Annotated in this window: 17 protein-coding genes and 1 other annotated feature; of the genes, 9 read left to right on the top strand and 8 right to left on the bottom strand. The window is 65.5% G+C overall.

The window, feature by feature from the left end; translation table 11 throughout:
- The first annotated feature begins 109 nt into the window (after positions 1–109).
- Positions 110–1,852, top strand: coding sequence for a 1-deoxy-D-xylulose-5-phosphate synthase (locus B9C43_RS02615; protein WP_051894720.1), 1,743 nt, complete (start codon positions 110–112; stop codon positions 1,850–1,852).
- Positions 1,849–2,928, top strand: coding sequence for a flavodoxin-dependent (E)-4-hydroxy-3-methylbut-2-enyl-diphosphate synthase (gene ispG, locus B9C43_RS02610; RefSeq protein ID WP_084424408.1), 1,080 nt, complete (start codon positions 1,849–1,851; stop codon positions 2,926–2,928). Before B9C43_RS02615 ends, ispG begins: the two co-directional genes overlap by 4 nt.
- A gap of 45 nt (positions 2,929–2,973) precedes the next feature.
- Here the strand turns inward: ispG and B9C43_RS02605 are convergent, their stop codons facing one another.
- Together B9C43_RS02605 and cmtR are read right to left on the bottom strand one after the other, a co-directional pair.
- On the bottom strand, positions 2,974–3,615 hold the full coding sequence (locus B9C43_RS02605) for a cation efflux transmembrane domain-containing protein (RefSeq protein WP_084424407.1): 642 nt from the start codon (positions 3,613–3,615) through the stop codon (positions 2,974–2,976).
- On the bottom strand, positions 3,612–3,932 hold the full coding sequence (gene cmtR, locus B9C43_RS02600) for a Cd(II)/Pb(II)-sensing metalloregulatory transcriptional regulator CmtR (protein ID WP_084424406.1): 321 nt from the start codon (positions 3,930–3,932) through the stop codon (positions 3,612–3,614). The genes B9C43_RS02605 and cmtR overlap by 4 nt, the downstream gene beginning before the upstream one ends.
- An 84-nt stretch (positions 3,933–4,016) precedes the next feature.
- Between cmtR and B9C43_RS02595 the strand changes: the two genes are divergently transcribed.
- The 5 genes from B9C43_RS02595 to B9C43_RS02575 all read left to right on the top strand — a co-directional run bounded on the left by B9C43_RS02595 (position 4,017) and on the right by B9C43_RS02575 (position 7,893).
- On the top strand, positions 4,017–4,355 hold the full coding sequence (locus B9C43_RS02595) for a transposase (protein ID WP_033379939.1): 339 nt from the start codon (positions 4,017–4,019) through the stop codon (positions 4,353–4,355).
- Positions 4,313–4,426 (top strand) — a sequence feature (AL1L pseudoknot). Its footprint overlaps the gene before it by 43 nt.
- A 60-nt stretch (positions 4,427–4,486) precedes the next feature.
- Positions 4,487–4,933 (top strand): IS3 family transposase, encoded by a 447-nt coding sequence (locus tag B9C43_RS56570; protein ID WP_051894717.1) that lies wholly within the window; start codon positions 4,487–4,489, stop codon positions 4,931–4,933.
- A gap of 53 nt (positions 4,934–4,986) precedes the next feature.
- On the top strand, positions 4,987–5,973 hold the full coding sequence (locus B9C43_RS02585; RefSeq protein WP_084424403.1) for a Bug family tripartite tricarboxylate transporter substrate binding protein: 987 nt from the start codon (positions 4,987–4,989) through the stop codon (positions 5,971–5,973).
- Positions 5,970–6,395, top strand: a complete 426-nt coding sequence (locus B9C43_RS02580; RefSeq protein WP_084424402.1) for a tripartite tricarboxylate transporter TctB family protein — start codon at positions 5,970–5,972, stop codon at positions 6,393–6,395. Before B9C43_RS02585 ends, B9C43_RS02580 begins: the two co-directional genes overlap by 4 nt.
- Before the next feature lie 10 nt (positions 6,396–6,405).
- Positions 6,406–7,893: a tripartite tricarboxylate transporter permease gene (locus B9C43_RS02575; protein WP_084424401.1), complete on the top strand. Its 1,488-nt coding sequence runs from the start codon at positions 6,406–6,408 to the stop codon at positions 7,891–7,893.
- Here B9C43_RS02575 and B9C43_RS02570 read toward each other — a convergent pair.
- Complete coding sequence (locus tag B9C43_RS02570; protein WP_033379942.1) at positions 7,890–8,330, bottom strand: Lrp/AsnC family transcriptional regulator; 441 nt, start codon at positions 8,328–8,330, stop codon at positions 7,890–7,892. The genes B9C43_RS02575 and B9C43_RS02570 overlap by 4 nt on opposite strands.
- An 81-nt stretch (positions 8,331–8,411) precedes the next feature.
- On the opposite strand from B9C43_RS02570, the gene B9C43_RS02565 reads away from it, so the two are divergent.
- Positions 8,412–9,011, top strand: coding sequence for a LysE family translocator (locus B9C43_RS02565; protein WP_084424400.1), 600 nt, complete (start codon positions 8,412–8,414; stop codon positions 9,009–9,011).
- On the opposite strand, the gene B9C43_RS02560 is transcribed toward B9C43_RS02565, so the two are convergent.
- Together B9C43_RS02560 and B9C43_RS02555 are read right to left on the bottom strand one after the other, a co-directional pair.
- Positions 8,997–9,896, bottom strand: a complete 900-nt coding sequence (locus B9C43_RS02560; RefSeq protein ID WP_084424399.1) for a pirin family protein — start codon at positions 9,894–9,896, stop codon at positions 8,997–8,999. The genes B9C43_RS02565 and B9C43_RS02560 overlap by 15 nt on opposite strands.
- Positions 9,889–10,188 (bottom strand): GNAT family N-acetyltransferase, encoded by a 300-nt coding sequence (locus tag B9C43_RS02555; protein ID WP_033379944.1) that lies wholly within the window; start codon positions 10,186–10,188, stop codon positions 9,889–9,891. Before B9C43_RS02555 ends, B9C43_RS02560 begins: the two co-directional genes overlap by 8 nt.
- A gap of 161 nt (positions 10,189–10,349) precedes the next feature.
- Here B9C43_RS02555 and B9C43_RS02550 point away from each other — a divergent pair, with 161 nt between their 5' ends.
- On the top strand, positions 10,350–10,919 hold the full coding sequence (locus B9C43_RS02550) for a sigma-70 family RNA polymerase sigma factor (protein ID WP_200825405.1): 570 nt from the start codon (positions 10,350–10,352) through the stop codon (positions 10,917–10,919).
- On the opposite strand, the gene B9C43_RS02545 is transcribed toward B9C43_RS02550, so the two are convergent.
- The 3 genes from B9C43_RS02545 to B9C43_RS56565 all read right to left on the bottom strand — a co-directional run bounded on the left by B9C43_RS02545 (position 10,916) and on the right by B9C43_RS56565 (position 13,922).
- A complete protein-coding gene (locus B9C43_RS02545) occupies positions 10,916–11,809 on the bottom strand; it encodes a zinc-binding dehydrogenase (RefSeq protein WP_084424398.1) in 894 nt (297 codons plus the stop codon). The two genes, B9C43_RS02550 and B9C43_RS02545, sit on opposite strands and share 4 nt — an antisense overlap.
- 107 nt (positions 11,810–11,916) lie before the next feature.
- Entirely contained in the window at positions 11,917–13,557 is a 1,641-nt protein-coding gene (locus B9C43_RS02540; protein ID WP_143446049.1) for an RNA polymerase sigma factor, read from the bottom strand.
- Between the two features lie 212 nt (positions 13,558–13,769).
- Positions 13,770–13,922 carry a hypothetical protein gene (locus B9C43_RS56565; RefSeq protein WP_160096257.1) on the bottom strand — a complete coding sequence of 51 codons (153 nt, stop codon included), beginning with the start codon at positions 13,920–13,922 and terminating at the stop codon, positions 13,770–13,772.
- Positions 13,923–14,104: the final 182 nt, after the last annotated feature.

The following is a 14,104-nucleotide window of genomic DNA, read 5'->3' as shown; positions in this document are numbered from 1 at the left end:
TTCGGCTAATGCCAACACAGCCGTCGTTCCGTGGCGCAGAACGGCGGGTGGACCGCTTTGCCGGGCCCTCACAGACTCAGGCGGCGTGCAATTCGATCAGGGAGGGAACATGTCGGCTACCGCGGCCGCACTACAGCCAGGCCTGGCCTGCGATCCCGCGACACTCCGGGCCCTGGGACACCCGCGGCTGCGTGCCGTCGCCGCGGGCATCAGGCAGTTCCTGATCGAGAACGTCTGCCGCAACGGCGGCCACCTCGGCCCCAACCTCGGTGTCGTCGAGCTGACGTTGGCGTTGCACCGGGTGTTCCGCTCGCCACGCGACCGGATCCTGTTCGACACGGGACATCAGGCGTACGTCCACAAGATCGTCACCGGCAGGCAGGACTTCACGTCGTTACGACTGCGCGGCGGGTTGTCCGGCTATCCCAGCCAAGCCGAGTCGGCCCACGACATCATCGAGAACTCACACGCTTCGACCGCACTGTCCTATGCGGACGGCCTTGCCAAAGCTGATGCCGTTCGGGAGATCGCCGGGCGCACTACGGTCGCGGTCGTCGGTGACGGCGCGCTGACCGGTGGGATGTGCTGGGAGGCGTTGAACAACATCGGCGGTTCCAGCAGACCCGTTGTCGTGGTACTGAACGACAACGGCCGCTCCTATGCGCCGACCAGTGGTGGTATCGCGGATCATCTGGCGGATCTGCGGGCGGGCAACGGATCCAATGTCTTCGAACAACTCGGGTTCGTCTACATCGGACCTGTCGACGGCCATGATCTACCGGAACTGGAGCATGCGCTGCGTGAGGCGCGCTCGTACCGCTCCCCCGTGGTCGTGCACTGCGTGACGGTCAAAGGAAAGGGATTCGCTCACGCCGAAGCCGACGCCAACGACCGGATGCACGCTGTCGGAACCGTCGACCCCACCACCGGACGGCCACGGTCCTCGGCCAAGCCAACGTGGACAGACGTCTTCGCGTCGGAGATCGTCGACATTGGTGCGCAACGAGATGACGTGGTCTGCCTGACCGCGTCGATGCTTCTGCCGACTGGGCTCGGTGAGTTCGCGCGCCGGTTCCCCAAGCGGATCTTCGACGTCGGGATCGCGGAACAGCACATGGTCACGTCCGCGGCCGGGCTGGCCATGGGTGGGTGTCATCCTGTGGTCGCAGTCTATTCGACGTTCCTGAACCGGGCTTTCGACCAGGTGCTGATGGACGTGGCACTGCATCGGCTGCCGGTGACCTTCGTTCTGGACCGAGCCGGTATCACTGGGCCCGACGGACCCTCGCATCATGGCGTGTGGGACATCGGTTTGATGACCGCTGTTCCCGGGCTTCGCGTTGCTGCTCCCCGCGATCCGTCTCAGCTACGCGAGTTGCTTCGTGAGGCTGTGTCGGCCGCTGGTCCGACCGTGGTCCGATTCCCCAAGGCGTCGGCCGGTGCTTCGATTGGTGCCGTCGATCGAATGGGTTGCGTCGACATTCTCCGGTCTTCGGGCAATGACATCCTTCTGGTGTCGATGGGGCCCGTTGCGCAGGCTTGTCTTGACGCGGCTGCGCTGCTGGAGGCTGAAGGTCTTGGCGTGACCGTGGTCGACCCTCGGTGGGTTGTGCCGTGCTCCCCCGCTTTGGCCGCTCTGGCCCGCGCACATCGACGGGTGTTCACCGTCGAGGACTCCAGCAGGGACGGATCGGCCGGAAGCTTGCTTGCTCAGGCCGTACCGGAGATTCCGGTGTACACGATCGGGCATCCTCGCGCCTTCATCGCGCACGCGTCACGTCAGCAAATCCTTGAGTCCCATGGGTTCACTGGTTCCGCCATCGCGGACACTGTCTTGGAGGGACGGTCATGACCACACTCGCGCCTCGTCGGCAGACCCGCCAGCTGAAGGTGGGCCCAGTGGGGGTCGGCAGCGACTTCCCCGTCTCGGTGCAGTCCATGACAACCACAGTGACCGCTGATGTCGACAGGACCTTGCAGCAGATCGCCGAGCTGACCACCGCCGGCTGCGACATCGTCCGGGTGGCGTGTCCATCGCAGGACGACGCCGACGCGTTGCCCCAGATCGCCCGGAAGTCTCAGATCCCGGTGATCGCGGACATCCATTTCCAGCCCAAGTACGTGCTGGCGGCCATCGAAGCCGGTTGTGCGGCGGTTCGCGTGAACCCGGGGAACATCAAGAAGTTCGACGACAAGGTCGGCGTGATCGCTCGTGCGGCCCGTGACCACGGCACGCCTATCCGGATCGGTGTCAACGCCGGATCCCTCGATCCGCGGCTGCTCGCGAAATACGGCCGTGTGACGCCGGAAGCTCTGGTGGAGTCGGCGTTATGGGAGGCCACGCTGTTCGCGGAGCACGACTTCCATGACGTGAAGATCTCGGTGAAGCACCACGACTGTGTGGTGATGGTCGAGGCCTACCGGCAGCTGGCCGAGCAGTGCGACTACCCGTTGCACCTGGGCGTCACCGAGGCGGGTCCGATGTTCCAAGGTACCGTGAAGTCGGCGACGGCTTTCGGCGCCTTGTTGTCGTCGGGGATCGGGGACACGATCCGGGTATCGCTGTCGGCTCCGCCGGTCGAGGAAGTCAAGGTCGGCAGCCAGATCCTGGAGTCGTTGGGGTTGCGGCCGCGCAAGCTGGAGATCGTGTCGTGTCCTTCCTGCGGCCGTGCTCAGGTCGACGTGTACCGGTTGGTCGCCGAAGTCCAGGCCGCTTTGGACGGTCTGGAAGTCCCACTTCGGGTCGCTGTCATGGGTTGTGTCGTCAACGGGCCCGGCGAGGCGCGCGAGGCCGATCTCGGTGTCGCGTCCGGCAACGGGAAGGGCCAGATCTTCGTCAAGGGGCGCGTTGTGCGGACAGTGCCCGAGCACAAGATCGCCGAGACGTTGATCGAGGAAGCCCTCCGCATTGCCGAAGCGACTTGTTGACCATCGGGTTGGCGGGCGCGTCGGTCTCACGACAAGCCCCGATGTCTAGCAGCAGTGATCGCCGCGCCAAGCTTCGCGGCCTTCCTTGACCGCGACGGCGGCGATGACCAGAGCGACCACGGGGTCGGCCCATGACCAGCCGAACAGCGAGTTGAGCACGAGCCCGAGCAACAGCACGCCGGACAGATACGTACAGATCAGAGTCTGCTTGGAGTCGGCGACCGCGCTGGCCGAGCCCAACTCCCGGCCCGCACGCCGCTGCGCCGCCGACAGTACAGGCATGACCAGCAATGACACCGCGGCGAGCACGATGCCGACCGTGGAGTGCTCAGCCACTTCCCCACTCACCAGGCTGCGCACGGACTCGAACGTGACATACGCGGCGAGCGCGAAGAACGACAGGGCGATCACCCTGAGCGCGGCACGTTCCCGCGCTTCGGGGTCGGCACCGGAGAACTGCCAGGCGACCGCGGCCGCGGAGGCCACTTCGATGACCGAGTCCAGGCCGAAGCCGATCAGGGCGGTCGAAGACGCGATCGTCCCCGCCGTGATCGCGACGACTGCCTCGATGACGTTGTAGGTGATCGTCGCGGCGACCAGCAGCCGCACCCGCCGCGACAACACCGTCCGACGTTCGACCGCGATCGAGCTTGAGCTTGAGCTCGGGTTGCAGCAGGCGTCGCTCATCGCTCGTCCAGACAAGGTTCGGCGGTGTCGACAGCCAGCACGACCTGGGCGAGCTCGTTGAGGGCTCGCTTGAGGTGCTCGTCGGCGAGCGCGTAGTGCACCTGCCGTCCCTGATAGGTCGCGACGACCAGGCCACAGCCACGCAGGCAGGCCAGGTGGTTGGACACGTTGGAGCGGGTCAGCCCAAGCTGCTCGGCGAGTTTGCCGGGGTAGCTCACGCCGTCGAGCATGGCGACGAGAATCCGGCAGCGGGTGGGATCGGCCAGCGCACGGCCCAGCCTGGCCAGCGCGTCCTCCCGCGTCTCACACTTCAGCACGAAGCGAACAGTACAGCGCATGCTGACATGTTCACAAGCCAGTCACCGGCCGTTTGTACGCCGATTGTGCAAGGTGTGTGCAGGGTGAGGAGCACGATTCGCTCCGTGCCCGCACCTAAGAAATATCCGGACGAGCTGCGCACGCGCGCCGTCCGCCTGGTGTTCGACACCCGACGGGCCCGTGGCAACTCCTACGGCGTCATCGCCGAGGTCGCCACCAGGCTCGGGATCGGCGACCAGTCACTGCGCAGCTGGGTCCGGCAAGCCGAAATCCACGGCGAGCCGACCGGGACACCGATGTCGGCCGAACGCCGGATCACCGAACTGACCAGGGAGGTCCAGCAGCTTCGCCGGTCCAACGAGATACTCAAGGCGGCATCGGCTTTTTTCGCGCGGGAGCTCGACCCGCGACCGAGCAGCTGATCAAATTCGTCAACGAGCACAAGAGCACGTTCGGAGTCGAGCCGATCTGCCGAGTACTGGGGATCGCTCCGTCGACGTACTACGCGGCCGTCGCGCGGCCGCCGTCGCAACGCTCACGCCGTGACGAGGAGGTGAAACGCGAAATCCTCCGTGTCTTCTCGGAGACCTCCGCCGGGTCACGGCGAATCTGGCGCAGGCTCAACAGCGAGGGCGTCAAGGTGGCCCGTTGCACGGTCGAGCGGCTGATGCGGGAACTGAAGATCTCCGGTGGACCGCGGCCCACCACCACCGACGGCCTCAAGATCCGCCGGTGGTACGTGGACTTCCACAGCGGCGCGTTGTTCGTCGTCGACGAGACCGCACGAAAGATCGTCGCCTACGAGCGATGCGGCACCATCTCGACCGAACGGGTGCTCACCGCCTTGGAAAGCGCGCTGTTGAGCGCGGCATGGCATCACGGACACACTGTGATCACCTACAGCGAGCGCCTCGCCGCGTCTGGAGTGGACATCACGGTGGGGCCGGTCGGCGAAAGCCCGATGGCCCAGTCGATGATCCAGTGGTACAACGGGAGCTGACGTAAGAGTCCGCCGCCAGCAGGACAACACTCATACGCTCGTAAGGAGCTGTCATGACTGTGCCCGTCCGGCGGCGTCGACTCATCGCCGCACTCGCGACAATTCTGGTCTCCACCACGGCTTGCAACGGTGTGCAGGGCGGCAGCAATGCCGCCTCCTACCCCAATCGCGCCGTGCAGTTCACAGTTCCTTTTCCACCAGGCGGAAGCACCGACATAGTCGGCCGTGCGGTCGCCAAGGTCGCGGAAAAGCAATTGGGACAATCCATGCCGGTCGCCAACAAGCCCGGCGCGAACGGTGCCGTCGGCGGTAAGGAGGTGCTCGCACAACCGCCGGACGGGTACAACATCGGCCTGTTGGTCAAGTCCCTGTTCGCGATCACGCCACTCGCTGTACAGGATCCGACCGCGATCCAGCTGGACAAACTGACCATTGTGGCCACACTGACCACCGAGGACTACATCCTCGTGGTGAACGCCGAGTCGCCGTACCAGTCGCTCAAGGACCTCATCGGCGCGCCGTCGATCAGGTACGCCACATCCGGAGTCGGCACCGGAGCCCAGCTGTCCCAAGCTCTGTTGTTCAAAGCAGCCAACGTCAAGGCGACCGACGTTCCGTTCGACGGTGGCGCGCCTGCCGTGACCGCCTTGCTGGGCAAGCAAGTCGACGCGTTGTCGGGTTCGTTGTCGGAGACCATGCCGCACATCAAGGCAGGCAAGATGCGCGCTTTGGCCGTGTTCTCCGAGCAGCGCAGCAAGTTCGTCCCCGATGTGCCGACAGTCAAGGAAAGCGGCTACGACGTCGTGGTCGACCAGCGCCGGTTCGTCGTCGCGCCGGCAGGTCTGCCCGAGTCGGTGTCGGCGAAACTTTCGACCAGCTTCGCCGAAGCCCGCAAGGACGCGGCCTACGAGAAGTTCCTGAGCGACAACTACGTCGACCGCTGGGAAGTCTCCGGCGACGAGGCACGGACACACATCGCCGAAGCAGCCAGAGAGTACGCCGAACAGGTCCGCAAGTACGGTCTGACGTTCAGCTCATGACGCGGGCCGCGGCAGGCATCCCGCCGATCCTGCTCGGCCTTGTCGCACTGTGGTTCGCCACCGATCTGGACTTCGGGTCGTTGACCAATCCAGGCCCGGGGTTGTGGCCGATCGTGGTGTCCGTGGTGCTCGTCATCGCCGGGGTCGTGATCATCGTCGAGGCCAGGCAGGACACCGAAGGGCTGACGCGCGGCGCGATCACGGTCGTGATCGCCGCGGTCAGTCTGGCTGTGTACGCGTACTTGTTCGAGCTGACCGGGTTCGAGATCCCGACGATTCTGCTGCTCGCCCTGTGGTTGAAGGCGTTCGGCCGGGAAAGCTGGCTGGTCACCGGCGTTGTCTCGGTGGTCGCGACCGCGGCGGCGTATGCCCTGTTCATCCTCGGTCTGGGTGTGCCCTTGCCGCACCTGCTCGTGATCTGAAGGGGACGCCATGGACTTCGGACCGGTGCTGGCGGGGTTCTCGGTCGTGTTCGAGCCGCAGAACCTGCTGTACTGCCTTGTCGGCGTGACGCTCGGGATGCTTGTCGGCGTCCTGCCGGGGTTGGGACCGGCCGCGACGATCGCGATCCTGCTGCCGATCACGTACAACATCGAGCCAGCGGCGGCGGTGATCCTGCTCGCCGGGATCTTCTACGGCGCACAGTACGGCGGCACGATCACCTCGGTGCTGCTCCGCCTGCCGGGCGAGGCGTCCACTGTGGTCACTGTGTTCGACGGGCACGAGCTTGCGCGGCAAGGCAAAGCCGGGTCCGCGTTGGGGATCGCGGCGATCGGGTCGTTCATCGGCGGGACCGCGTCGATCATTCTGCTGACCTTCATCGCGCCCTTGGTCGCGGACTTCGCGCTGGAGTTCGGCCCGGCCGAGTACACGATGCTTGCGTTGATCGGCGTTCTGCTGGTCGCCACTCTGGTCAACGGGTCGCTGGTGAAGGGAATCGCGGCCGCGGCGGCAGGTCTGTTGCTGGCGACAGTCGGCAGCGACCCGATCGTCGCGACACCGCGGTTCGTGTTCGGCAGCGACCAGTTGGCCGACGGGATCGACTTCGTGATCGTCGCAATGGGACTGTTCGGGGTCGCCGAGATCCTCTACAACCTCGAACACCGGCTCCGGCAACAACCGTCGGTCAGCTCATTCGGGCGGGCCTTGCCGAGCAGAATCGACTGGCTCGCCTCAAGGCTGGCGATTCTGCGTGGTTCGATCGTCGGCTTCGTGCTCGGCGTGCTGCCCGGCGGCGGCGCGACCATGTCGTCCTTTGTGGCCTACGCTGTGGAAAAGCGAGCGGCCAAGGAGCCGTCGCGGTTCGGCAAAGGAGCGATCGAAGGCGTTGCCGGACCGGAAAGCGCGAACAACGCCGCGGCCACGTCGTCGTTCATCCCGTTGCTGACACTGGGAATTCCGGCGAACGCCACCATGGCCGTGCTGTTCGGTGCGTTGCTGCTGCAGGGAATCCCGCCGGGTCCGCAGCTGATCGTCGAGCACCCGGACGTCTTCTGGGGCGTGGTCAACTCGATGTATGTCGGCAACATCTTCCTGTTGCTGCTGAGCATCCCGCTGATCGGCGTGTTCGTCCGGCTGTTGAAGGTGCGGCCGGGGATCCTGGCGCCGCTGACGATCCTGATCACGATGATCGGCGTGTACAGCATCCGCAACAGCACGTTCGACATGTTCGTGGTGATCGTGCTCGGCCTGGTCGGCTACGGCATGAAGAAGCTCGGGTTCGAGCCGGGCCCGCTGGTGCTCGCGTTCGTGCTCGGCAAGCTGCTGGAAAGCTCGTTCCGCCGGTCGATGCGCCTGTTCGACGGCAACATCCTGGGGTTCCTGCAACGGCCGGTGTCCGCGACTCTGGCGGGCCTGTTCGTGCTGGCCGTCGTGGTTGTGCCGATTCTGCGCAGAGTCAGGCGTAAGCAGACCGTCTAGACGCGGTCGACGATGTGCTTCATCACGATCGTCGACGACACCCGCTGGACACCGGCCAAAGTGGCCAGTTTCTCGTCGTAGAACTGCTGGTACGCGGCGAGGTCCTTGGTCACGACCCTGAGCAGGTGGTCCGGGTCGCCGAACAAGCGCTCGGCCTGCACGATCTCCGGCAGCCGGGCGATGGCTTCTTCGAACGCGGCGACGACCGGGCGTTCGGTGGTGCTCATCGTGACGAACACAAGAGCTTCGAAGTCCTGGCCGAGCGCCGACCGGTCGATCACCGCCCGATACCCGCGGATCGCACCGGTCCGTTCCAGCTCACGCAGCCTGCGGTGGCACGGTGAGACGCTCAGCTGAACCCGGGCGGCCAGTTCGGTGATGGTCAGCCGGCCGTCCTTCTGCAGCTCGGCAATAATCTTCCGGTCCACGGCGTCCACGCGCGATATTTTACCCCTAAGTGCCGGTGTGCTGGGTAAATACAGGAACACCTTGCGCGGTGATCGTCATAGCGTTGCCGTATGGATTTCGGTGCTGTCGCGGCATTCCTGATGATCGACCTGTTGTTGGTTCTCACACCGGGCGCGGACTGGGCCTTCACCATCGCGGCCGGCATACGTGACCGGTCAGTCGTGCCCGCGGTGACCGGACTGGTGCTCGGCTACGCGGGGCACGTCGTCCTGGTGACGGCCGGTCTGGCGGCTCTGGTCGCGGCGAACCCCGAGCTGCTGAAGGTGCTCACGGCCGTCGGTGCGGCGTATCTGATCTGGACCGGCGGAAGCGTCCTGCTGAAACCCGCGCGCCCGACAATCGATCCGGTCCTGCCGTCGGCTCGACGCGTCGCATTGCGCGGGGTGGGGATCAGTGGCTTGAACCCCAAAGGGGTGTTGCTGATGGTGGCGCTGCTCCCCCAGTTCGTCCGGGCGGACGCGGCGTGGCCGATCGCGGTGCAGACCGCGACACTGGGCGTGGTGCACATGACCCTGTGCGCGGTGATCTACCTGATGGTCGGCCTGTTGGCCCGGACCGTACTGGGTGCACGGCCGCGGGCCGCCATGGTGGTCTCGCGGATCTCCGGCGTGGCGATGGTGTTGATCGGCGCTTCGCTACTGGTTGCGTAGTGGCTGTTTGCGTGGCTTGAGGCGGAGGTTCGGCAGGATCGGCGCGGGAATCCGTTCGCGGCCGTGCCCGGCGACCGTGCCGAACCGGCTCGTGTCCTCGTTCTCCCACGCCTCGCGGGCCGCCATGATCTCGTCATGGCTGCGTCCCACGAAGTTCCACCACATCACCAGGTCGTCGGGAAATGGTTCGCCGCCGAGCAGGATCACGCGTGCCGGACCGGCAAGCGTGACCTCGTCGCGGCCAGTCCCCAGGTACAGCAACGGTCCTGGCTTCAGCTCGACATCGGCCACCCGGACCGCGCCGTCGATCACCAGCAACCCGTACTCGAAGTCGGGCCGCAGCGGGACGGTGCCGACGTCGGTGACATCGATCTGGGCACCGACAAGCGGTGTGTACGTGGTCGCCCGCGATTCGACGTCCCCGAGCGCACCCATGAAGACCAGCGCGTCGATGCCCTCGCTGCGGAACTTCGGCAGCTGCGCGTGGTGCTCGAACCCAGGGTCGAGTTGTGTCGCTTCGGCGGGCAACGCGACCCACAACTGCAGGGCGTGCACGCCTTCGGTGAGCGAGACCTCCGAATGCGCCACGCCGCGGCCGCTGGGCATCAGGTTGAGCTGACCAGGACGCAGGACCACATCGCTGCCCACACTGTCGCGGTGGCGGATCTCCCCGGCCAACGGCCAGGTCACCGTCTGCAACCCGATGTGCGGGTGAGGCAGGACGATCATCTCGGCGAACCCAGGACCGAACTGGTCGAGGAAGCACCAAGCTCCGAGCGTCGGCAGGTCGCGCTGCGGCAACACCCGGTCGACCCGGACTCCCCGAACTCCGCCGAGCGGAACCTCGCGGGCCTCGAAGAACTCAGGGCTGGTCAGATTACTCATTGGGCCACTTGACGTGGTCGTCGTACTGCTCGTTCTTGCGGACGAACGAAGCGATGAACGGGCAGACCGGCACGATCACCTCGTCGCGGCGCACGACGTCGTCGAGGGCACCACTGGCCAGGACCTTGCCGAGGCCCTTGCCGGCGAAGGCGCCGTCGATCTCGGTGTGCGTGAAGACGACCTGGTCGCCTTGCTCGGTGTACGCCGCGAAGCCCGCGAGCTCGTCGTCGTAGAACACCTCGTAGCGGCTCTTGTCGTCGTTGCGGGCGACCCGCGTAGATTGGTCAGTCATCGTGTCCTTCTCGGTCGAGAACAGAAGCTTTGGTGACCATACTGACGTATGGCGGGGGCTGTGCATTCCAGGCACGAACCGCGGGACCGCTGCAGCATGGTCCCCGGTTTTCCAGATGGTCCGACCGGGCCTGCCTGAACTCGGGATCGATCCACTACGTTGTGGTAATTGTGAGGCCTGAGGACACCGAGATCACCCAGCTGGCGTTCGCGGCCCGGCGTGGGGACCGGACCGCCCTTGAGCGGTTCATCCGTGCGACGCAGCGTGACGTGTGGCGGTTCGTCGCCCACCTGGCCGATCCGAAGCTCGCCGACGACCTCGCCCAGGAGACCTACCTGCGCGCGCTCGGCAGCTTGGCCCGTTTCGAGGGGCGGTCGTCCGCGCGGACCTGGCTGCTTTCCATCGCACGCCGCGTGGTCGTCGACCAGATCAGGGCCGCGCAGGTCCGGCCGCGTCATGCGGACGTCTCCGACTGGCAGGCCGCCGCCGAGCGGGTTCAGCAGGCCGCCGGATTCGAGGAGAGCGTCGTCCTCGAGGAACTCATCCGCTCGCTCGACACCGAGCGGCGCGAGGCCTTCGTGCTCACGCAGACCCTGGGGTTGTCCTACGCCGACGCCGCCGAGGTCTGCGACTGTCCGGTCGGCACGATCCGGTCGCGGGTCGCGCGGGCCCGTGACGACCTGATCACGTCCATGAGGGACAGCGACACACCTCGGCGGCGGTTCGCCTAGTCGACGTCCAGAACGGCCTTGCCGGAGACCTGACGGCCGAACAACGCGGCCGCGGCCTCGTCGAACTCGGTCCACGAGCCACGCCAGCCGATGTCCACCTTCAGCTTGCCGTCGGCGACCAGCTTGAGCAGGTACTCGAGGTCCGAGGCGTAGTGGTTGCCCGACTGGAAGGCGACAAGGGATTTCGGGTCGGTGACCGTGGCATACGGCTGGAACACCGCGGGTTCCATCGACGTCCACCCGATGCTCTGCAGCACGCCGCCGGTCTTCAGCAGTTCCCATGACCGTACGAGGGTCGGGCCGCCGACGTTCTCCAGGACGATGTCCACCGGCTCGACGTTGTCCAGGTCGGCGACGACCTCCTTCGCGCCGAGCTCGGCGAGTCCGTCACCACGTCGCGCGAGGGCGACGACGTGCGCGCCTTCCTGCGTCGCGATCTGGATCGCATACCGCCCGACGCCGCCGGACGCCCCTGTGATCAGGACACGCTTGCCTGCCAAGTCACCAGAACGGTGCAGTGCGCGGGCCGCCGTGACTCCGGCTACCGGCAGCGTCGACGCGACTGCCAGGTCTACTGAGTCCGGCACGACCGCCAGTTCCTTCACCGATACCGCGCGCTTCTCCGCCCATGCCCCGTTCGGCCCGAAGCTCACCACTCGGGCACCGACCTCGGGCCCGGTGCCGTCGGCCGCGGCCTGGACCACCACGCCCGCGGCGTCCCAGCCTTGGACCCGGCCAGGGGCAGCACCAGCCGCCATCGCCACGTCCCCGTGATTCAGTGACGCGTTCTTCACTTCGATGATCACCTGATCGGCCGACGGGACCGGGTCAGGCGCCTCCTTCAACAGCAGCCCGAACTTGGTGTCGGGAGTCGTGACCAGGGCGCGCATCGCAGCCTCCACAGGCGAGTTGAACTGGCCGAACAGGTGCGTCAACCACAGCGCGCCCCAGCGTATTCCGATGATCTTGGTTTCACGTGGATCAGTCCCTTGTGGACTTACGTGCAGGTGATCACCGCCTGCGGGGTGTTGGACTTCTTCGCCTGCGGTGACAGGACTTCCAGCTGCGCGGTCCACGGACCGGACGACGCGTACAGCACGGTGACTTGCCCCACCCAGGTCTGTTGCGGACCCGATTGGGGGAACGACACGGCTTCGGCGTTCATCGGTGTCCCGTTGACCAGCCACCGGAACTTCAGCTCGGTCGGCCCTCGGTTCACCTTGATGATCGTCTTGAACTGCAGTGTCACCCCTTCAGTGCATTTGCCGACGTAGTTGGCCGAGCAGGTGTCGCACGCGGGCACCGGATCACACGTTTGCGCCGGATGGCACGCCGCGGCCGATGTGGCCAGAGTGATCTGCAGCGGTGGCGGCGGGGCAGACGATGTCGTACCGGTTGTCGTGCTCGTGGCTGTCGTCGGTGGCGTACTCACCGGCGTGGATGGATTGAGCGTCGGAGTGCTCGGCCGTGTCGAGGGCGCCGGTTTCCTGGTCGACGAGTTCGTGATGCTGGTCGGTGGCGCCACCGTGCTCGATGACGATGTCGGCGACTCGGTCGACGTACTGGAAGTGGTCGTCTCGACCGATTTGTCGCTGGTGTCTCGTGCCTGAGTGTCTGCTGGACTGTCCGGAATGAACAAGAACACCGCGGCCACAGCGGCGGCCGTCACTCCAGCAGAGATCATGGCCTGGGCTTTCTTTGGGATTCTCGGACGCCGAGGCATGGGAATCGCCGACGAACGCACCGAGGTGACGACTGTGGCGGCCTCGTCGCGCATGTGGTCCGGCATCGCGATGAGCGGCATGCCCAGGAACTCGGGGCGCAGGCCACGCCGCTTTTTGTCCTCGTACTGCGCTTGGCAGGGTTCGCAGGAGCCGAGGTGCCGCTTGACCATTTTGTACACCGGCGTGGTGAAGGCTTGCGTCGCCGCCCATGCGGGACGAATCTTCGCAAGCTGATCCACCAATCCGGCACATGTCTCGGGACTCCCCGCTTGGCCACGAGTGCGCGCGAGGAAAAGGCAGACGAACCGATCGATCACTTTGGTCTTCGCGGCGTGCAGCCGACGGTCGAACTTGGCCGCGGGAATGCCGCTGACCTCGATGAGCTCGTCGCGTGGCAGTCCTAATCCGTGCGCGAGCATCAGCAGGTTCAACTCGTCGGGGATGTCCACGGCGGCCTGCCGCAGCCATTTGTACATCTCCTTGCTGCGAGCGAGTTCCTCCGGCGACGGCTGCCGGGACCATTGATCGGTCATGTCGAACAGCTCCGGCTCGACGGATATCGACCGCTTGCGTTTGTTCAGGTAACGCCCGACATCATGAGTGGCGACCGTGTAGACGTACTTGTAGAACGACCTGACTCCGTACTCGAGCCGCAGAGGCTTGCGCGAGAAGGCGGCAACCACCTTCTCGATCACTTTCTCGGTGAGGTCGAAGGCCTCCTGCTCGTCCCGGACGCGGACCGAGAAGAAGTGGAAGAGCCGGGGACGCTCCGCGTCGCACAGCGCCGCGACGGCCTCCTCGGCGTACCCGTCGTCCTGCCGGAGCAGGCCGACCAGTTCGTCTCCCGCTGTCTTGCGGACATACGGGTCCCTGCTGCCTGCCCGGATCCCCAGATCCTTGATCTGCATGTCCACCCGCGTCACCGCCCGTTCACGCGGCGACGACGGAGGTCGGCCAACCACAATGGCGCACACGACCGCAACAACTCGTAAAATCAGACCGGACTGGTCCGCATAGCGTCTCCTTCACGCCGGATGCCACGACTCCCCTTCAGAGCACCGAGAACCCCGAATCTCCGCGCGAAAACCAAACAATCTTGAAAATCCGATAACCGCAGGTAAAAGCGTTATCGGCGACGTTCAATCGTCGTCACCACCAATGTGACGGTTGCTTGCAGCAACGCAATCACATTGTCGAGATCGCTGATCACGACGGCGACGATCGACAGCAGAAACCCAAGCCACACCGTCAACCACGCCGCACCGGACAGCGTTTGCACCGGCCCAAGCGTCGAACACGAACAACGACCCCCTCGCTTCGCCGACCGACGAACACGAATTCGATCCCGCACGACTCTCTCCCTTCACGCACCGGAAGAGAGTCGGCAGAGCAGCGATTCTTCATGCGATCTTGGAAATTTTTCCGGAACGCGCGGGCAATGTACCGCCCACCGCGATCCGG

The sequence above is a fragment of the Kibdelosporangium aridum genome, assembly GCF_900176515.1.
Taxonomy (GTDB): Bacteria; Actinomycetota; Actinomycetes; order Mycobacteriales; family Pseudonocardiaceae; genus Kibdelosporangium; species Kibdelosporangium aridum.
Note: the sequence above shows the minus strand (reverse complement) of the source record. Positions and strands in the feature narration are given on the sequence as shown.